The organism is Dongia sp., from assembly GCF_041905885.1.
In the GTDB taxonomy this organism is placed as follows: domain Bacteria; phylum Pseudomonadota; class Alphaproteobacteria; order Dongiales; family Dongiaceae; genus Dongia.
In genome coordinates this window covers 1-16,954 of record NZ_JAYRKD010000033.1, presented here as the reverse complement: position 1 = coordinate 16,954, position 16,954 = coordinate 1, and the positions used below count along the sequence as shown (strand labels likewise).

The following is a 16,954-nucleotide window of genomic DNA, read 5'->3' as shown; positions in this document are numbered from 1 at the left end:
TGGTTCATTGGTCCGCTGTCCCCTGCTTCCCGCGCATTCCCGCGCGCACAGAGGAGCCCCATGAAGATCTCGGATTTCAAGGTCATGACCTTCGACATCGTCGGCACCTGCATCGACTTCGAGGCCGGCGTGCTCAATGCCGTGCGGGCGCTGGGTGGGCCGAAGGCGAAGGCCGCCAGCGACGACGCGATCTTCGAGCCCTATGTCCGCGCCCGGGACAAGTTTCACGGCCGCACCTCGGAATCCTTCAACCATGTCTATCTCTCGCTCGCCGCCGAGCTCGATCTGGTGCGCGACGAAGCGACGGCCGATGCCTTCCAGCTCGCCATCCTGCGCCTGCCGGCCTTTGCCGATTCCGCGGCAGCGCTCGCCAGGCTCAGGAAGCGCTTCCGGCTGGTCGCCATGACCAATGCCGACCGCACCGCCTTCTCGGCCTATTCCGAGACCCTCGGCAACCCGTTCCACGACAGCGTCACCTGCGACGACACCGGCTGCGCCAAGCCGAACCCGCAGTTCTTCGCCTTCAACCAGGGCCGGCAATCGGCGCATGGCTACAAGCAGTCGGAAATCCTGCACGTCGCGCAGAGCCAGCACCACGACATCGGCGTCGCGGTCGAGCTCGGCTACACCACCTGCTGGATCGAGCGCCGCCAGGGCCAGGCCGGCTTCGGCGGCACGCCGAAGCCCAAGGCCATGACCAAGCCGCATTTCCACTTCGCCACTTTGGGACAGCTTGCGGATGCGGTCGATGCGGAGCTCGGCGTGGCTTAAGAGCCGCGCCGCGCCGCCTCGATCTTGGCGACGTCGATCTTCTTCATGTGCATCATCGCGTCGAAGGCGCGCTTGGCTTCGGCGCCGCCGGCGGCCATCGCTTCCAGCAGCACGCGCGGCGTGATCTGCCAGTTGACGCCCCACTTGTCCTTGCACCAGCCGCAGGCGCTCTCCTGCCCGCCGTTGCCGACGATGGCGTTCCAGTAGCGGTCGGTCTCCGCCTGGTCCTCGGTCGAGATCATGAAGGAGAAGGCCTCGGTCTGCTTGAAGTAGGAGCCGCCGTTGAGGCCGACGCAGGGAATGCCGCAGACCGTGAAATCGACCGTGATCACGTCGCCCGCCTTGCCGGAGGGATAATCGCTCGGCGCCTTGTGGACGCCGTTGACGCTGCTGTTCGGAAAGGTCGCGGCGTAGAAGCGGGCGGCCGCCTCGGCGTCCTTGTCGTACCAGACGCAGATCGTGTTCTTGGCGATGGTCATGGCTTGTCCTCTCACAGTGGAATCCAGGTCTGAACCGGCCTCACCGGCCTGGTATCAGAACGTCGAACGGGGATCGGGAGAATCGACAACACCCGCCGGCTTTTTCCGGATCCATCTAAGATATTGATATAGAGAGAAGAAATATAGCAATCCGGGCGCCGGTTTGCCGTGCCCGGCTTCACTAACCTCGGCAGCCGCCGGGCGGGATGCCCAACCCGGCAACCTGCGCGCTCGCCTCGTCCAGGCTCGGCGATACCGACGCCTGCTGGCTGAAGTCCCCGTGGTAGACGTCGTCGCGGAACTGGATCGTGCCGTCCTCCATGACCCAAGCGGTGTCATAGACGATGTGCAGCGGAATCGGGTGGCGCAGGACGACGTCCTGGTTGGCGCCGCCGGCGATGGCCGCGTCCACCCGCGCCTCCGGCCATTGCGGGTCCGGCGCCAGCAGCGCACGGGCCAGGGCGGCCGCATCGGACACGCGGACGCAGCCGTGACTGAGGAAGCGATAGGCCCGGGCGAACAAGCCCGGAGCCGAGGTGTCGTGAAGATAGACGCTGTAGGGGTTGTCGAACACGAACTTCACGACGCCGAGCGGGTTGCGCGGGCCGGGATCCTGGACCAGCCCGCTGCCGACGATGCGAATGCCCTGCTGCGCGAAATAGCCCGGGTCGGCCTCCTGCTTGGGCCAGACTTCGCCGTCGGCGATGCTGGTCGGGATGCGCCAGTAAGGGTGAAACTCGATGCGATCGATCACGCTGTCCAGGACCGGCGTCGGCCAGCTCGGCTTGCCCACCACCGCCGGGCGCTCGAAAACCGTATGGCCGTCGATCACCAGCCGGTAGGTGGCGGCGGCGATGTTGACGGCGATGTAGCGCCGGCCCCAATCGCGGTTCTGGCGCTGCAGCCGGCCGAGATTGGCGACCATGATGTCCAGCCGCTGCTGCACCGGCACGTTCAGCGCCGCCAGGGTCTTCGGCCCGACGACGCCGTCGGTCTGCAACCCGTGGCGCGCCTGGAAGGCTTGCACGGCCTGCTCCAGCACCGGGTCGAAATCGCCGCGCTGCAGTTCGGCGGCAAGGTCGTCGCTCGCGACCAGGCGGCGCCGCAGGGCTTCGACCCGGGGGCCGCTGTCGCCGCGCGCGAGCTTCGGGCCGGCCGGCAAAATGGGCCAGCCGCCCTTCGCCGCGAGGTCGCGATAAAGCGCGATGGCGCCTTGCAGCCGCCAGAAGCCGGGATCGGCCTGCGGCGTGTCACCCAGCTCGCTCGCCGCGAGCAGCGCGTTGGCGGCTTGCCGGCTATCCTGAGCGGCCGCCGGTGGCACAAGCGTGAGGAATGCCAACAGGACGGTCGCGATGGCATATGTACGCGGTAACATCGATCCAGTCTCTTGCCTAATTCACTTCCAGCAGGAAGACGCTGTCGCCGCGCGCATACATCTTCGACATGGACGTTCTCCGGCAGCGCCCGACGGAGACACTCTTGTTCCGTCCCCAACCGCGGGCGTTGACGAAAATCAAAGCGGTGGGATGGCCCTTGGCGGATCGTCTGACCTGTCGTCCTCTCCAAGGAGCAGCGCCATGCCCAGCAAGACACTCCTGGCCTCCGTCGTCATCGCCGCCCTCGCGATCGCGACCCCGGCCCTTGGCCAGTCGGAACCGCAGGATCAGCCCTCCTCTCAATGGCCCGGCCGGAACATGATGATGTGGGGCGGCGGCGGGCCGAACGGTTACGGGCCGGGGATGATGGGCTTCGGCATGATGCGCGGCTGCCCGATGATGGCGGGATCGATGATGGGCGCTGCCTCCGACAGCGACTATCAGCGGTCGGCGTCGGCCTGGCTGGATGGCCAGCTGGCCTATATCCATTCTGAACTTGCGATCACGCCGGCACAGGAGCCTGCCTGGGACGTTTACGCCGCGGCGATCAAGGCGCGCAGCGGACAGATGTTGTCCACCCACCAGACCATGATGAGTGCGATGTGGCAGGACAAGCTGCCCTTCGATCAGGCCTACGACCTGCACATCCAGGCCATGGAATCGCATCTCGATGCGATGAAGACCACGAGAGACGCTGCACTCAAGCTATTCCACGCGCTGACGCCGGATCAGCAGGAGAAGGCGAGCTGGGTGCTGCCGCAGTCGATGTGCATGATGTGACAGCTACGCGGCTCCGTCACCGATCCTCAATGGAGCCGATCCTCAGTGGGCGAGCAGGATCGGCAGGCTGCTGGTCTTGAGCGCTTCCCGTGAGGCGCCGCCGAACAGGGCTTCCTGCCATGGGGCATGCGCGAAAGCACCCATCACCAACAGGTCGGCGCCGGTCGTCTCCGCCTGTTCGATCAGCCGGGCACCGGCGGCACGACCGCCTTCCCTTGCATGTTCCAGGTGATGGGCCTCGACCCCGTGCCAGGCCAGGAAGTCGATGATCGCAGCCGAGCCGGCTGACCACTCCTTTCCGATCGTGATGACGGTGACTTTCTCCGCCCGCTTCAGCAGCGGCAGGCCGGCGGTGACGGCGCGCGCCGCCTGCGCCGAGCCGTTCCAGCCGATCGCCGCATGCTGGCCGATCTCGGTGGGCGCCGTCGAAGGCGTCAGCAGGACCGGCCGGCCGGACTTGGTCAGAGTCTCTTCGATGGCATGGGACGAGGGCTCGTCGAGCACGCGGTCCGAGCGGCCGAGCACGACCAGGTCATAAAGAATGGCCTCGCGGGCGACGAGCTCGGGCGCGGGGCCTTTGGCGACGCGCCAGCCGAATGACGGCACCTTGCGGTCGCCCGCAAACGGCACCAGGCCCATCTTCTCAGCCCGGCCGCGGAAAGTGTCACCCGCACGGCGCGCCGCGGTCTCCGATTCGGCGACCAATTGCTCAAGCGCGATGCCGTCGATCGACAGACCAAGCATCCCGGTGGTCATCGCCGATATCGCGACCGCATCCCACTTGACGTGGAAGCCCTCGACATTCGCCGCGAAGGTCTTCGCCAACCAGCAGGCGACATCGGTCGTCGCCTGAGACGCGGAGCCGCCGCTGATCGCGGCTAGAATTCTGCGGTAGGTCATCAGCGCCTCGCGTTGCTCGGTTTGCTCAGGGAGAGCGCGGGAGAATCCGGGCCAAGCCGCAAGTCCGCTTTGACGGCAATCAACACCGGGCGCGGGTCCGGCCGGGTCGCCGATGACCGCTGCGCCCGCCGCGCGAAAGAATCACGTAAACACTTGGAATTGCTTGGGTTTAGCGCACTATGGGAAACTACCTAGGGCTGGCCCTTAGGGGGAAATCCTTAGGGTCCGAGCGGATTCTGGCGGCTGTGCGCAACTGCTACAGCTTGGGTCACCGAATGAACAGGAGGCTACGATGCTTGCCCAGAACGCGATCGCCATGGACCGCTCCGCCATCACCGCCGCCGCCGTGCTGTCGCGTCTTCCGGCGGACAGTGGCTCCGAAGACGAACTCGCGAAGGGGACGGTGCTCCACTTCGAGCCCAACCAGGAAATCTACGCGGAAGGTGACGACGCCAAGGTATTCTATCGGGTCGTCTCCGGCGTGGTGCGCACCTGCCGCTTCCTGTCGGATGGCCGGCGCCAGATCGATGCCTTCTACGGCGAGGGCGAAGTCTTCGGCTTCGACCTGGCTGAGGCGCGCAGCTTCGGCGCCGAGGCGGTGACCGACTGCACCCTCCACTGCTACCAGCAGGTCAAGCTGACCAGCGACAAGCAGGGGGCGATGGCGGTCCCGCAGCAGCTGTTTTCCTATGCGATGGGCCGCCTGGCGAAGGCACAGGAGCATGCGATGGTCCTGAGCCGGCGCAGCGCCCTGGAGCGCGTCGCCTCCTTTCTGGTCGAATGGACCAAGAACTCGAGCCGCAAGGACATCGTCAGCCTGGCCATGACCCGCACCGACATCGGCGACTACCTCGGTCTCACCATCGAGACGGTGTCGCGGAGTCTCTCGCAGCTGGAACGCCAGGGCCACATCGCCCTGCCGACCGCCCGGCAGATTGAGATCAAGAACGTCGCCACGCTCGAAGAGCTCTACGCCTAGTATTCAGGTCGAGGCGGAGGCGCCGGAACCTTCAAACCGGCGCACCGCCCGCACGCAGCGCAGCAACGCATCATCCAGGACCGGCTTCTGCACGACATGGAAGAGGTCCAGGTCGATCAGGCGGGACAGCGGGCGCTGGCTTACGTGGTCCAGGATGAGAATGAGCGGCAGGATGTGACGCCGCGCCTGAAGCTCGGTCGCGACTTCGGCACCGTCATGACCCAGCGTCCTTCCATCGATGACCGCACAGCAGCCGTTGTCGAGCTCCGGGTGCTCCAGCAGCTCCCGGCCGCTGCCGCAGGTGCGCGCATTCATTCCATCGAGCTCGATGCTGAAGCGAAGCGAATCTCTGACCGCCGAATCGCGGTCGACGATAAATACAACCCAGGTGCCGGGCATTGCGCCTTCTTCCGCAATCCGCCGCATCGTCGCGGAACGGTCGCAGTCTAACGCCGGTCGTGGCACCGGCTTTGATTTGGCGCAAGGCGTGCAGGCGGCTATTTGGGCGGAATGAGGCCCGCGAGCAGCGCCATTCGGACCAGCTCCGAAAGGCTGCCCGCCCCCATCTTGGTCATGACATTGGCGCGGTGGATCTCCACCGTCCGCGGGCTGATCTCCAGATCATGGGCGATCGTCTTGTTGGCCCGCCCGGCAATCAACCCGTCCAGCACCTGGCGTTCCCGGATCGACAATCCGTTGACCTTGGCCGTGATCTGCGCGGCTTCGTACTCGCGCTGGCCCTGCTCGCTGTAGCGGTCGAGCGCCGTCTGGATCGCTTTCAGCAGCACGGCGTCGTCGAACGGCTTCTCGATGAAGTCGACGGCTCCCCATTTCATCGCTTCGACCGCCATCGGCACGTCGCCGTGACCGGTCATGACGATGACCGGAAGATTGATCCCAAGCTCGGCGAGCCGGCGCTGCAGCGCCAGACCGTCGATTCCCGGCATGCGAATGTCGGTCAGGATGCAGCCGGGCTGGAGGCCATCGACGGTTTCGAGGAAGGCGTCCCCGCTCTCATGCACTCGGACCGGAATCCCGGAGGTCGCCAGCAGGAAGGCCAGCGCATGGCGCACGCTCTCGTCATCGTCAATGACGTGGACCACGGCATTAGCGACCATCATCAATCTCCTCGGGTTCGACGGTCTTCAGCGTCAACTTGAATATGGCGCCACCCTCCGGATTATTCTCGACCCAGATTCGGCCGCCATGGGATTCCATGATGGTCCTGGAGATCGACAGGCCGACGCCCATTCCGTGATGCTTGGTCGAAACGAAGGGCTGGAACAGCTGGTCCCTGATCTCCGCGGCAATGCCCGGGCCTGTATCGGCCACGGCCACCACCGCCGTCTCCCCATCCAGGCGTTCCGTGGAAACCGTGAGGTTGCGGCGCTGCAGCTCCAGCATCGCTTCGATGGCGTTCCGGATCAGGTTCAATAGCACCTGCTGGATCTGCACCTTGTCGGCCAGCACGAACTGCACGGAGGGGTCGAAGCGAAAGCTGACGCGGACGCCGGTTTCCTTCGCGCCGACCAGCGCCAGGGCGCTGGCATCCTCGATCAGCTTCACCAGGTTTTCGATCTTCGGCTCGGCCTCGCCCCGGGCCACGAACTCCCGGAGCCGGCGGATGATCTGCCCGGCGCGCAAGGCCTGCTGCGCGGCGCGGTCGACCGCATCGCGCACCATCGGCAGCCCGCCCGGCTGGTTCTGGTCCAGGAGGCGCCTTGCGCCGTTGAGGTAGCTGGCGGCCGCGGTCAGCGGCTGGTTCAGCTCATGGGCCAGCGTCGAGGCCATCTCGCCGAGGGCGGTGAACCGCGCCATGTGGATGAGCTCGGACTGGAGCTCCTGCAGCCGCTGCTGCGCCTCCTGCCGTTCGGTCAGGTCCCTGGCGAATCCGGTAAAGAAGCGGCGGTCGCCGACGCTCATCTCGCCGACCGAAAGCTCCATGGGAAAGGTCGAGCCGTCCTTGCGCCGTCCGACCACGATGCGGCCGATCCCGATGATCCGGCGTTCGCCGGTCGTCATGTAGCGCCGCAGGTAGCCGTCATGGCTCTCGTGATAGGGCGTCGGCATCAGGATCCTCACGTTCTGGCCGATGGCTTCCGCCGCGCGGTAGCCGAACAGGCGCTCCGCGGTGGCGCTAAACGACTGCATGATGCCCTTGGTGTCGATCACGATCATCGCGTCGGGCACGGTGTCGAGGACGGATTGAAGGTGGGCCTCGCGCTCGGCCAGCGCCTTTTCCGCAATTTTCGCGGCGGAAACATCGCGCGCCACCTTCGACGCACCGACCAGGCGGCCGGCCGCGTCCCAGACCGGGGAGACGGTCACCGAGACCTCGATCACGCTGCCGTCCTTGCGCCTTCTTTGCGTCTCGAAATGCTCGACCCGCTCGCCTTGCCGGATGCGCTCTAGAATGCGTTCGGTCTCGCCGGCGTGATCCCCGGGGAGCAGGATCGAGACCGACTTGCCGAGGACCTCCTGCGGCGGATAGCCGAAGATCTGCTCCGCCCCGCGATTCCAATCCGTGATGATCCCGTCCAGCGTCTCGCCGACAATGGCGTCGTCCGACGAGGCCACGATCGCGGCCAGCCGGCTGACCGATTCCTCATGGTCCTTGCGCCGGAGAATATCGACCAGGATGCCGCGGGCCTCGCCGCCGCTGGCGGGCGCCGCACCGCGGATGCGAAACCATCGGCCGAGGCCGTTCCTGAAATCGATATCGCAAGCCCAGTCGCCGTCGATCTGGCGGAACGCCGATTCGATCTCTTTCCGTTGATCCGGATGCACCAGCATCAGGAATTCGTTCAGATCCGCGTCGGCGCGACCCAGCCCGAGCAGCTGTCGCGCCCGGCCGGAAAGCTGGAAGCGCCGATCCGCCGCCAGATAGCGCCAAGTGCCGATCCGGCCGCCTTCAAGCGCCAGCAGCAGTCCATCATCGCCTTCGATCGCCGCCGAGTTCTGGTCCTGGCCGGTCACGCATGTTCCCCGATTGGCGCCGTCCCTCACCTTACTGCGCCGGCTGGCTTGGCGTCAGGCCCGGCGTGGCAAGTTGCCGCTTTGATCGCTATCAAAGCGCATCTCGTGCCCTCCGATCAATCTGGCATCCGGCATTTTCGGCATCCGCCCGGCACGCGTCGGAGCCGTCGCAAGGAGGGCCAAATGACGTGGAGCACGATCCGCATGGAACTGGCGCGGAATCCCGAGTTTCCGGAGGGAAGCCCCCATCATGGCTACCTGCTGCATGCGCCGCTGGACCGCGCCGGACGGCTCGACGCGACCGCCTACAGGTCCGATCGGGACCGCGCCGTGGTGGAGGAGTTCTGGGGCGACAAGGATCCCAAGCACGGGCGTCTCGTCCATCGCAACCAGAGCCTCTGGTGCTTCTCCTTCGGGGAGCGCGATGATGAGGCGATCTTCCATTTCGGCGACCACACTTTTTCGCCCGGCGAGTATCTGACCGTGCGCGACCTCTCCGGGGCCGACCTCACCTTTCGCGTGACCTCGGTCGCGCGCGACGCCAAGCCCAATAGCAAGCACTGAGATCTCCATGCCGGACTCCAAGGCGCTGATCCTCTGGCTCGATCAAGTTCGCAACGTCGATGTCTCCAGTGTCGGCGGCAAGAACGCGTCGCTCGGCGAGATGCTGGGCAATCTGGGGACGCTGGGCGTCCGGGTGCCGCCGGGATTTGCCACCACCGCCACCGCCTATCGCCGCTTCGTCGCGCATAACGGGCTGGCGAAAGTGATCGAGGCGGAACTCTCCCGCGTCTCGGCATCCGGCGACGACCTGGGCGACGCGGGCCAGGCCGTCCGTGCCGCCTTCCTGAAGGGCGAGTGGCCGGCCGAGACCGCCGCGGCGATCCGAGACGGCTATGCCGAACTGGGCCGGCGCTGCGGCAAGACCGACATCGCGGTGGCGGTCCGCTCGAGCGCCACCGCGGAGGATCTGCCCGACGCCAGCTTCGCCGGCGCCCAGGAGACCTTCCTCAACATCAGCGGCGAGGCGGCGCTGCTCGATGCCTGCCGGCGCTGCTTTGCCTCGCTCTTCACCGACCGGGCGATCGTCTACCGCGTCGCCAAGGGATTCGGCCATCTGGATGTCGCGCTTTCGATCGGCATCGAGCGCATGGTGCGGTCCGACCTGGGCAGCTCGGGCGTCATGTTCACGCTCGACACCGAGACCGGCTTCGACAAGGTGGTGGTGATCAACGCCGCCTGGGGCCTCGGCGAGCTGGTGGTCCAGGGCTCGGTCGATCCCGACGAATACGAGATCTACAAGCCGTTCCTCTCGAGCCCGAACCTCGCGCCGATCATCGAACGCGCGCTGGGGCAGAAGAGCCGGAAGATGGTCTATGCGACCGGCCACCAGGCGGCGACGACGGAGGAAGTCGCGACCACCGAGGCCGAGCGCGCGGCCTTCGTGCTTTCGGACGGCGAGATCCTTTCCCTCGCGCGCTGGGGCCAGGCGATCGAGCGCCACTACGGCCGCCCCATGGATATCGAATGGGCCAAGGACGGCGAGAGCGGAGAGATCTTCATCGTCCAGGCCCGGCCGGAGACGGTCCAGTCGCACAAGACCGCCGCGACCCTGCGCAACTACAAGATCCAGTCGAAAGGCGAATGCCTGCTCAAAGGTCTCAGCATCGGCGACAGCGTCGCCGTGGCGCCGGTTTGCGTGATCGAAGGCCCCGGCGATATCCATAAGTTCGTGGACGGGTCGATCCTGGTGACCGCGACCACCGACCCCGACTGGGTGCCGGTGATGAAGCGCGCCGCGGCGATCGTCACCGATCACGGCGGACGGACCTCGCATGCGGCGATCGTCAGCCGCGAGCTCGGCCTGCCGGCCGTGGTGGGCACCCGCAACGCGACCGCGACCCTGCGCAACGGCGAGACCGTCACGGTTTCCTGTGCCGAAGGCGACCAGGGCTACATCTACCGGGGCGCAGCGAAATTCACCGTCGAGGATATCGCGCTCGGGACCATTCCCGCCACCCGGACCAAGGTGATGATCAACCTGGCCGATCCCGCCTCGGCATCGCGCTGGTGGCGGCTGCCGAGTGACGGCGTCGGGCTGGCCCGCATGGAGTTCGTGATCGCGAACCAGATCCGGGTTCACCCGATGGCGCTGGCGCATTTCCCGGAGATCAAGGATCCCACGGTCGCCGCCGAGATCGAACGGCTCACCCGCGGCTATGCGGACAAGTCGGAATACTTCGTGGAGAACCTCGCCTGCGCCTTGGCCAAGATCGCGGCGGTCCACCATCCGGCCCCGGTCATCGTCCGCACCAGCGATTTCAAGACCAACGAATACGCGCACCTGCTCGGCGGCGCCGGTTTCGAGACCGCGGAGGAGAACCCGATGCTGGGCTTCCGCGGCGCCAGCCGCTACTACTCGCCGCGCTATCTTGACGGCTTCGCGCTCGAATGCCGGGCGCTGCGCCGCCTGCGCGAGCAGCTGGGCTTCCGCAACGTGATCGTGATGATTCCCTTCTGCCGCTCGCTCGACGAGGCCGACCAGGTGCTCGGCGTCATGGCGGCGAATGGATTGAAGCGCGGCACGAACGGGCTCGAGGTCTACATGATGTGCGAGATACCCGCCAACGTCATCCTCGCCCGGCAGTTTGCCGACCGCTTCGACGGCTTCTCGATCGGCAGCAACGATCTCACCCAGCTGACGCTCGGCGTGGACCGCGATTCCGAGCTGCTCGCTCCCTTGTTCGACGAGCGGAACGAGGCCGTGAAATGGATGATCGCCCATGCGATCGCCGAGGCCCATGCGGGCGGCATCAAGGTCGGGCTGTGCGGCCAGGCGCCGAGCGATCATCCGGACTTCGCGGAATTCCTGGTCTCCTGCGGCATAGACTCCATCTCGGTCGACCCGGAACGATTCCTGCAGGTGAAGCGCCATATCGCCGCCGCCGAGAAGGAAGAGCGCGCCGCAGCTTCCTAGAGAAGCGTCAGTCGGCCGAAGTCCGGAGCACCGCAGCGCCGTTCAATCGTCCCTGCCGGAGATCGGCCAGGGCGCGGTTGGGATCGGCCAAGGCATAGCCAGTGGTCGCGGTCCGGATCGGAATCCTCGGCGCCAGCGCGAGGAACTCCTCGCCGTCCCGGCGCGTGAGATTCGCGACCGAGGCGATCTCGCGCTCGCCCCAGAGCAGCGCCTAGGGCATCGCCGGGATGTCGCTCATGTGAATCCCCGCACAGACCACACTGCCGCCCGGCCTCACCGCCTTCAATGCATGCGGGACCAGTGCGCCGACGGGGCGAAGAGCCGGTCGCGATGCGCGACGTGTTCGACCTGCAACTCCTCGAACATCTCCAGGAGCTCGCAGGCGGTGGGCAAAGGACGGCCGAGGCTCTCGCGTCTGGCCACCAGGGCGCGTTGCCGCTCCAGATGCTCGGCGCCGCGCCGCACGTTTCTTTCCGCCATCGCGAGATGCTTCTCCAGCAGCGCTCGATCCATCGGGATGCCCGGCCTGCGGAGCGATTCCGCGCATCGAGCCTACGGGAAGGCGCGGATCGATGGTTTGACCTCCATCAAAGTCGCAGCCGAAAGGGCTCATTGATATCGGTCAAGGTCGCCTTTTCGGCCGGGGTTCAATCTCCCCTGAAACTGGCGAGGCCTTCAGGAGGATCAGCTATGCCACATCGCCGCCGGACTTGGATTGTGATCGCCGATGCAGCCCAGGCGAAGATCTTCGCACAGGAGAATCCGAACGAGCGCCTGGTCGGCGTGGACCAGGGCACGTTCCACAATCCCGACACCTCGCATCACAGCCGCGACCTCGGTTCCGATCGACCGTCCCGCAGCATCGAGAGCGTCGGCAAGGCCCGGCATGCGGTCGAGCCCAAGCACGACCCGCGGCGGACGGCAGCCGCCAATTTCGCCAAGGACGTCGCACGCTTCGTCGAGCAGAAAGCGGTCGAGAAATCCTACGACCGCCTGGTCGTGGTCGCCCCGCCGCACATGTTGAGCGATTTGCGCAAGTCGCTCGGGCAGAAGGCAAAGGCCCTGCTGGTCGCGGAGATCGACAAGGACCTGACCAAGATTCCCATGCAGGACCTGCCGGGGCATCTGGAATCGGCGATCCCGCTCTGAACCGATAAGAGGCAACGATGTCATCGACCGGCCTTGCGGTGTTCGAAAAGACGTTGCACGAGACCAATCTCTGGCTGAAGGAACTGATGGAAGAATCCGGCCTGGACAGCCGCGAGGACGCCTATGGGGCGCTCAAGGCGGTCTTCCATGCGCTGCGGGATCGGCTCGGGCCGGAGAACGCCGTGCATCTCGGCGCGCAGTTGCCGATTTTGCTGCGCGGGGTGTTCTACGAGGGCTGGCACCCGGCCAAGACGCCGACGTATGAGCGGCACCTGCGCGACTTCCTCGACCATCTGAGCGATCGGCTGCCGCCGCGTCTCGCCGCCGAGCCGGAGCTGGCGGCACGGTCGGTCTTCAACGTCATGTGGCGGCGGATCGATTCCGGAGAGGTCGCCAAGGTCATCAAGATCATGCCGCACGAGCTGCGCGAGCTCTGGGCCGCCACCTGAGCCTCACGAGAAGGAACCAGCCATGCCATTCACGGAAGTGCAATTCGGGCGCAGTGCGCAGGAGCGCATGCTGCACGGCATCGATGTGCTCGCCGACGCGGTGAAGACCACGCTGGGCCCGCGCGCCCGGACGGTGCTGATCAAGAAGGGCTTCGGCGGGCCGCGGGTCAGCAACGACGGCGTCACGGTCGCGAAGTCGATCGAGCTTGAGGATCCGGTCGAGGCGATGGGCGCGGAAGTGGTCCGGGAAGCCGCGGTCAAGACCGGCGACCTGGTCGGCGACGGCACCACCACGGCAACGGTGCTCGCGCAGGCCATGGTCCGCGACGGCGTCAAGGCGACCGCCGCGGGCTTCAATCCGATGGAGGTGAAGCGCGGAATCGATCTCGCGGTCGAAGCGGCGGTGAAGGCCATTCAGGCGCGCTCGAAGACCGTGTCGGGCCACGAGGACATTTCCCAGGTCGCCACCATTTCCGCGAACGGCGACCGCGATATCGGCGAGATGATCGCCGACGCCATGGCCAAGGTCGGGAAGGAAGGCGCGATCACCATCGAGGAGGCGAAATCGCTGGAAACCGAGGTGGAGATCGTCGAAGGCATGCAGTTCGATCGCGGTTACCTCTCGCCCTACTTCGTGACCGACCCGGAGAAGATGAGCTGCGAGCTCGATGAGCCGCTGATCCTGGTCTACGAGAAGAAGATCTCCAATCTCCAGTCCTTCATTCCGTTGCTGGAATCCGTGATCAAGAGCGGCCGGCCGCTGATGGTGATCGCCGAGGACCTCGACGTCGAGATCCTGACCACGCTGGTGGTGAACAAGCTGCGCGGCGGGTTGCGGATCGTCGCGGTGAAGGCCCCCGGCTTCGGCGACCGGCGCAAGGCCATGCTCGAGGACATCGCGATCCTGGTCGGCGGCCAGATGATCAGCGAGGAGATCGGAATCAAGCTGGAGGCCGTGACCGTCGAGATGCTGGGTTCGGCGCGGCGCGTGATCGCGACCAAGGATACGTCCACTATCATCGGCGGCAAGGGCAAGCGCGCCGACATCGACGCCCGCTGCACCCAGATCCGCAAGCAGATCCAGGAAACCACCTCGGACTACGACCGCGAGAAGCTCCAGGAGCGGCTGGCCAAGCTCTCCGGCGGCGTCGCCGTGGTGCGGGTCGGCGGCGCGACCGAGCTCGAGGTGCGCGAGCGCAAGGACCGGGTCGACGATGCGATGCACGCGGCCCGCGCCGCCGCCGAGGAAGGCATCGTCGCCGGCGGCGGCATCGCCCTGCTCTATGCGGCTTCCGCGATCGACGCCGTCAATCCGGAGAACGACGACCAGCGCATGGGCCTCGACATCGTGAAGCGGAGCCTGCAGGCGCCGACCCGCACCATCGCCGAGAACGCCGGCAAGGATGGCGCCGTGATCATCAGCAAGCTGCTGGAGGACGCCGACCCGGCGCTCGGCTTCGACGCCCAGAAGGGCGTCTATGTCGACATGGTCAAGGCCGGGATCATCGATCCGACCAAGGTGATGCGGCTGGCGCTGCAGCACGCCGCATCGGTCGCCGGGCTGCTGATCACGACCAAGGTCCTGGTGTCCGAGAAACCGGAGCGCAAGCCTGCCGGCATGGGCATGCCGGGCATGGGCGACGAGATGTAGGAGCAGCGAGGCAAAGATGGACTTGCTAGAGGGACTGCGCACGCGCCGAGCCTGCCGGGAGTTCACCGACCAGGCCGTCTCCAGGCAGGACGTCGAGCGGCTGGTCGAGGCTGCCGCATTGGCGCCGAGCGCCATGAACCGGCAGCCCTGGGCCTTCGCCGTCCTGCTCGGAAGGCAGCGCCTGCATGAGCTCTCGACCCAGGCGCAGAAGGCCGCGCTGCAGTTCCTGCTCGCGGATTCGCCGCTGCGCAGCCATGCGCTCGATCCGCATTTCGAGCTGTTCCACGGCGCCGCTGCCCTGGTGGTCGTCTGCGCGACGGATCAGGAAAGCCAATCGACCGAGGATTGCTGCCTGGCCGCGGAGAATCTGATGCTGGCGGCGCATGCGGCGGGATTGGGATCATGCTGGATCGGCTTCGCCCGGCCCTGGCTGGCGCAGGATGACGTCAAGCGCCAGCTCGGGATCCCGGCCGTGTTGCATCCCGTGGCGCCGGTCGTCATCGGGCATCCGAAGCGCCGCCCGGACGGCCCGGTGCGGAACCCGGCGAAGATCATCTGGATCTAGTCCGCGGGCGGCGCCCCGGATTTGACCGGCGTCAAAGCGGCGGCGGCAGGCTTCGGCTTGCATCGGGGAAACGCGCTGATGGAGACGGCAATGACAGCGAACAGCGAACCGCGGATGCAGCATCTGGAGCGCAAGGACATCGCGCATCTGGTCGGCGAGCTCGAGGACGGCACGATCGCCGCGATCCTCGCCAGCGGGGCGACCTATGCCGAGATCGAGCAGGCCTTGAAGTGGCTCGGCGGCGGCCGGGAAGACCCGCGCCTCAACGCCGAGGGCCTCAGCCCCACCGCCGAGATGGTCTACGACATTCTCATCGCCGATCCCGCCTATGACGCGGATGGGGAGGCGGAATGACGCAGCGCCGGGCGGGTCTCGCCATCGCGGCATTGCTCGCGACGGCGTCGAGCGTGGCTTTGGCCGACGGCGATGCCAGGAGCGGCTTCTGGCTGGTGCGCCACTGGTGCGGCAGCTGCCATGGGCTCGGCACCGGAGTCGCGAGCGACGGGGCGCCCGCGCTGGAGACCATCGCGCGGCGGCCGAACCCGGAAGGCTGGCTCAAGGCCTGGCTCGCCGATCCGCATCCGCCGATGCCGAACTTCAACCTGTCGCGCAGCGAGATCGACGACATCATCGCCTACCTCAACGTCCTCGCCACGCGCTAGATCCGCCGCAGGCCCGGCGTCGGGAGAGCCCATGATCTTCCGGGATCGCATCCAGGCCGGACGGCTGCTCGCCGACCAGCTGGCGCAGCGGAAGTTGCAGGACCCGATCGTGCTGGCCCTGCCCCGCGGCGGCGTTCCGGTCGGCTATGCCGTCGCCGAGCAGCTGAAGGCGCCGCTCGACATCGTGCTGGTGCGCAAGATCGGTGTGCCCTGGCACCGCGAGCTGGCGCTGGGCGCGATCGCCGACGGCGATCATCCCGAGCTGGCCGTCAACGCGGAGATTCAGGCCGAGCTCGGGTCGGGCGATGATTATCTGAAAGCGGAAGCGGCGAAGCAGCTCGAAGAGATCGAGCGCCGGCGGCGGCTCTATCTCGGCGGGCGCGCCCCTCTGGAAGTCCGCGGCCGTACCGCCATCCTGGTGGATGACGGAATTGCCACCGGCGCCACCATGCGCGCCGCGCTGCGCGCCACCCGTCGCCGCCGCCCGCACGCGATCATCCTGGCGGTGCCGGTCGCACCGCCGGAGACGCTCGCCGCGCTCGCCGGCGAGGCCGACGATATCCTCTGCCTGCACCAGCCGGACGACTTCGGCGGCGTCGGCCAGTTCTACAAGGACTTCGAACAGGTCGAGGATGCGACGGTCACCGCCCTGCTCGCCCAGAGCGCCCAATCCCGCGCGAGGCGCAAACGCCCGACGACCGGGTGAGCCGCCCGCCGGCACAACCCGCAACCACCTTTACGGCTGCCCTCGTTCTGGAGGCATCGAAAGGACATCAAGCCTCTGACAACAAAAGCCTTGTCCGTTGCACGAGAGGACGAAGCTTATCTTCCCCCGTAAAGGCAGGTAAAGGTTCTGAAGTGGTCTGTTCGATCGCGCGAACACCGCGTTCCCGGATCAGGTTCTTTGCTCGCGCTTTCGATGCGGTATTCACGATGTCAAACAACGCTCCGATTATACCACCATCCGCGCATCATGTCCGGTGCGACGCGGCGCCGGTGACGTAAGAGATTTTGTGTCAGGGCAAGGAAGGGGTACTCCAGATGTGAACTGCCAAGCACACAAGAGGAGCACCCCCATGCCACAGCAAGCTGCGACGATCACGAGTTTACCACTGGCTTTTGAAGTCGTGAAGGCAATGCAGGCGGAAGGCCTGGATTGGTCGGAGGGCTATCGGCCGATGGGTCGTCAGGCTCTGGAGAAGATCATCGAGGCGCAGATGGCCATGGCGGTCGAGCGCTA

19 protein-coding genes and 1 pseudogene are annotated in these 16,954 nt (G+C 66.4%); 12 read left to right on the top strand and 8 right to left on the bottom strand.

From position 1 onward, the window contains the following. Positions 1-60 precede the first annotated feature (60 nt). A complete protein-coding gene (locus tag ACH2CY_RS24240; RefSeq protein WP_395022347.1) occupies positions 61-771 on the top strand; it encodes an HAD-IA family hydrolase in 711 nt (236 codons plus the stop codon). Here the strand turns inward: ACH2CY_RS24240 and ACH2CY_RS24235 are convergent. Then, a complete protein-coding gene (locus ACH2CY_RS24235; protein ID WP_395022418.1) occupies positions 768-1,244 on the bottom strand; it encodes a VOC family protein in 477 nt (158 codons plus the stop codon). The genes ACH2CY_RS24240 and ACH2CY_RS24235 overlap by 4 nt on opposite strands. Positions 1,245-1,431: 187 nt before the next feature. Continuing rightward, complete coding sequence (locus tag ACH2CY_RS24230; protein ID WP_395022346.1) at positions 1,432-2,625, bottom strand: murein L,D-transpeptidase; 1,194 nt, start codon at positions 2,623-2,625, stop codon at positions 1,432-1,434. 202 nt (positions 2,626-2,827) lie between these two features. Here ACH2CY_RS24230 and ACH2CY_RS24225 point away from each other — a divergent pair, with 202 nt between their 5' ends. After that, entirely contained in the window at positions 2,828-3,406 is a 579-nt protein-coding gene (locus ACH2CY_RS24225) for a Spy/CpxP family protein refolding chaperone (RefSeq protein ID WP_395022344.1), read from the top strand. A 42-nt stretch (positions 3,407-3,448) separates the two neighbouring features. On the opposite strand, the gene ACH2CY_RS24220 is transcribed toward ACH2CY_RS24225, so the two are convergent. Continuing rightward, complete coding sequence (locus tag ACH2CY_RS24220; protein ID WP_395022342.1) at positions 3,449-4,306, bottom strand: hypothetical protein; 858 nt, start codon at positions 4,304-4,306, stop codon at positions 3,449-3,451. A 292-nt stretch (positions 4,307-4,598) separates the two neighbouring features. Between ACH2CY_RS24220 and ACH2CY_RS24215 the strand changes: the two genes are divergently transcribed. Next, a complete protein-coding gene (locus ACH2CY_RS24215; RefSeq protein WP_395022341.1) occupies positions 4,599-5,285 on the top strand; it encodes a helix-turn-helix domain-containing protein in 687 nt (228 codons plus the stop codon). A gap of 3 nt (positions 5,286-5,288) precedes the next feature. Here the strand turns inward: ACH2CY_RS24215 and ACH2CY_RS24210 are convergent, their stop codons facing one another. The 3 genes from ACH2CY_RS24210 to ACH2CY_RS24200 all read right to left on the bottom strand — a co-directional run bounded on the left by ACH2CY_RS24210 (position 5,289) and on the right by ACH2CY_RS24200 (position 8,261). Beyond that, entirely contained in the window at positions 5,289-5,684 is a 396-nt protein-coding gene (locus ACH2CY_RS24210; RefSeq protein ID WP_395022340.1) for a response regulator, read from the bottom strand. Between the two features lie 98 nt (positions 5,685-5,782). Continuing rightward, positions 5,783-6,403 carry a response regulator FixJ gene (fixJ, locus tag ACH2CY_RS24205; protein ID WP_395022339.1) on the bottom strand — a complete coding sequence of 207 codons (621 nt, stop codon included), beginning with the start codon at positions 6,401-6,403 and terminating at the stop codon, positions 5,783-5,785. Continuing rightward, a complete protein-coding gene (locus ACH2CY_RS24200; protein ID WP_395022338.1) occupies positions 6,393-8,261 on the bottom strand; it encodes a PAS domain S-box protein in 1,869 nt (622 codons plus the stop codon). Before ACH2CY_RS24200 ends, fixJ begins: the two co-directional genes overlap by 11 nt. A 183-nt stretch (positions 8,262-8,444) precedes the next feature. On the opposite strand from ACH2CY_RS24200, the gene ACH2CY_RS24195 reads away from it, so the two are divergent. Together ACH2CY_RS24195 and ppsA are read left to right on the top strand one after the other, a co-directional pair. Continuing rightward, positions 8,445-8,825, top strand: coding sequence for a hypothetical protein (locus ACH2CY_RS24195; RefSeq protein ID WP_395022337.1), 381 nt, complete (start codon positions 8,445-8,447; stop codon positions 8,823-8,825). Between the two features lie 7 nt (positions 8,826-8,832). Continuing rightward, the gene (gene ppsA / locus ACH2CY_RS24190) at positions 8,833-11,238 is read left to right on the top strand and encodes a phosphoenolpyruvate synthase (RefSeq protein ID WP_395022335.1); all 2,406 of its coding nucleotides are present in this window, start codon (positions 8,833-8,835) and stop codon (positions 11,236-11,238) included. A 7-nt stretch (positions 11,239-11,245) separates the two neighbouring features. On the opposite strand, the pseudogene ACH2CY_RS24185 reads toward ppsA, so the two are convergent. Both ACH2CY_RS24185 and ACH2CY_RS24180 read right to left on the bottom strand, forming a co-directional pair. Beyond that, positions 11,246-11,551 (bottom strand): annotated as a pseudogene (locus tag ACH2CY_RS24185) (alcohol dehydrogenase); the annotation flags it as partial. Beyond that, the gene (locus tag ACH2CY_RS24180; protein ID WP_395022420.1) at positions 11,521-11,751 is read right to left on the bottom strand and encodes a hypothetical protein; all 231 of its coding nucleotides are present in this window, start codon (positions 11,749-11,751) and stop codon (positions 11,521-11,523) included. The gene ACH2CY_RS24180 and the pseudogene ACH2CY_RS24185, both read right to left, overlap by 31 nt. Before the next feature lie 204 nt (positions 11,752-11,955). Between ACH2CY_RS24180 and ACH2CY_RS24175 the strand changes: the two genes are divergently transcribed. The 7 genes from ACH2CY_RS24175 to ACH2CY_RS24145 all read left to right on the top strand — a co-directional run bounded on the left by ACH2CY_RS24175 (position 11,956) and on the right by ACH2CY_RS24145 (position 16,420). Then, the gene (locus ACH2CY_RS24175) at positions 11,956-12,387 is read left to right on the top strand and encodes a host attachment protein (RefSeq protein WP_395022334.1); all 432 of its coding nucleotides are present in this window, start codon (positions 11,956-11,958) and stop codon (positions 12,385-12,387) included. Between the two features lie 17 nt (positions 12,388-12,404). Beyond that, positions 12,405-12,836, top strand: coding sequence for a DUF2267 domain-containing protein (locus ACH2CY_RS24170; protein WP_395022333.1), 432 nt, complete (start codon positions 12,405-12,407; stop codon positions 12,834-12,836). Between the two features lie 22 nt (positions 12,837-12,858). Beyond that, a complete protein-coding gene (gene groL / locus ACH2CY_RS24165) occupies positions 12,859-14,487 on the top strand; it encodes a chaperonin GroEL (protein ID WP_395022332.1) in 1,629 nt (542 codons plus the stop codon). Between the two features lie 16 nt (positions 14,488-14,503). Beyond that, positions 14,504-15,052: a nitroreductase family protein gene (locus ACH2CY_RS24160; RefSeq protein ID WP_395022331.1), complete on the top strand. Its 549-nt coding sequence runs from the start codon at positions 14,504-14,506 to the stop codon at positions 15,050-15,052. Between the two features lie 90 nt (positions 15,053-15,142). Next, the gene (locus tag ACH2CY_RS24155) at positions 15,143-15,406 is read left to right on the top strand and encodes a hypothetical protein (RefSeq protein ID WP_395022328.1); all 264 of its coding nucleotides are present in this window, start codon (positions 15,143-15,145) and stop codon (positions 15,404-15,406) included. Then, positions 15,403-15,714 carry a c-type cytochrome gene (locus tag ACH2CY_RS24150; protein ID WP_395022326.1) on the top strand — a complete coding sequence of 104 codons (312 nt, stop codon included), beginning with the start codon at positions 15,403-15,405 and terminating at the stop codon, positions 15,712-15,714. Before ACH2CY_RS24155 ends, ACH2CY_RS24150 begins: the two co-directional genes overlap by 4 nt. A 31-nt stretch (positions 15,715-15,745) precedes the next feature. Then, on the top strand, positions 15,746-16,420 hold the full coding sequence (locus ACH2CY_RS24145) for a phosphoribosyltransferase (RefSeq protein ID WP_395022324.1): 675 nt from the start codon (positions 15,746-15,748) through the stop codon (positions 16,418-16,420). Positions 16,421-16,954 lie beyond the last annotated feature (534 nt).

Excerpts from the sequence above, each read along its gene's own strand:
- ACH2CY_RS24240 (WP_395022347.1), top strand. The coding sequence starts at position 61 with ATGAAGATCTCGGATTTCAAGGTCATGACCTTCGACATCGTCGGCACC.
- ACH2CY_RS24230 (WP_395022346.1), bottom strand. The coding sequence starts at position 2,625 with ATGTTACCGCGTACATATGCCATCGCGACCGTCCTGTTGGCATTCCTC.
- ACH2CY_RS24225 (WP_395022344.1), top strand. The coding sequence starts at position 2,828 with ATGCCCAGCAAGACACTCCTGGCCTCCGTCGTCATCGCCGCCCTCGCG.
- ACH2CY_RS24220 (WP_395022342.1), bottom strand. The coding sequence starts at position 4,306 with ATGACCTACCGCAGAATTCTAGCCGCGATCAGCGGCGGCTCCGCGTCT.
- ACH2CY_RS24215 (WP_395022341.1), top strand. The coding sequence starts at position 4,599 with ATGCTTGCCCAGAACGCGATCGCCATGGACCGCTCCGCCATCACCGCC.
- ACH2CY_RS24210 (WP_395022340.1), bottom strand. The coding sequence starts at position 5,684 with ATGCCCGGCACCTGGGTTGTATTTATCGTCGACCGCGATTCGGCGGTC.
- fixJ (WP_395022339.1), bottom strand. The coding sequence starts at position 6,403 with ATGGTCGCTAATGCCGTGGTCCACGTCATTGACGATGACGAGAGCGTG.
- ACH2CY_RS24195 (WP_395022337.1), top strand. The coding sequence starts at position 8,445 with ATGACGTGGAGCACGATCCGCATGGAACTGGCGCGGAATCCCGAGTTT.
- ppsA (WP_395022335.1), top strand. The coding sequence starts at position 8,833 with ATGCCGGACTCCAAGGCGCTGATCCTCTGGCTCGATCAAGTTCGCAAC.
- ACH2CY_RS24180 (WP_395022420.1), bottom strand. The coding sequence starts at position 11,751 with ATGGATCGAGCGCTGCTGGAGAAGCATCTCGCGATGGCGGAAAGAAAC.
- ACH2CY_RS24170 (WP_395022333.1), top strand. The coding sequence starts at position 12,405 with ATGTCATCGACCGGCCTTGCGGTGTTCGAAAAGACGTTGCACGAGACC.
- groL (WP_395022332.1), top strand. The coding sequence starts at position 12,859 with ATGCCATTCACGGAAGTGCAATTCGGGCGCAGTGCGCAGGAGCGCATG.
- ACH2CY_RS24160 (WP_395022331.1), top strand. The coding sequence starts at position 14,504 with ATGGACTTGCTAGAGGGACTGCGCACGCGCCGAGCCTGCCGGGAGTTC.
- ACH2CY_RS24155 (WP_395022328.1), top strand. The coding sequence starts at position 15,143 with ATGACAGCGAACAGCGAACCGCGGATGCAGCATCTGGAGCGCAAGGAC.
- ACH2CY_RS24150 (WP_395022326.1), top strand. The coding sequence starts at position 15,403 with ATGACGCAGCGCCGGGCGGGTCTCGCCATCGCGGCATTGCTCGCGACG.
- ACH2CY_RS24145 (WP_395022324.1), top strand. The coding sequence starts at position 15,746 with ATGATCTTCCGGGATCGCATCCAGGCCGGACGGCTGCTCGCCGACCAG.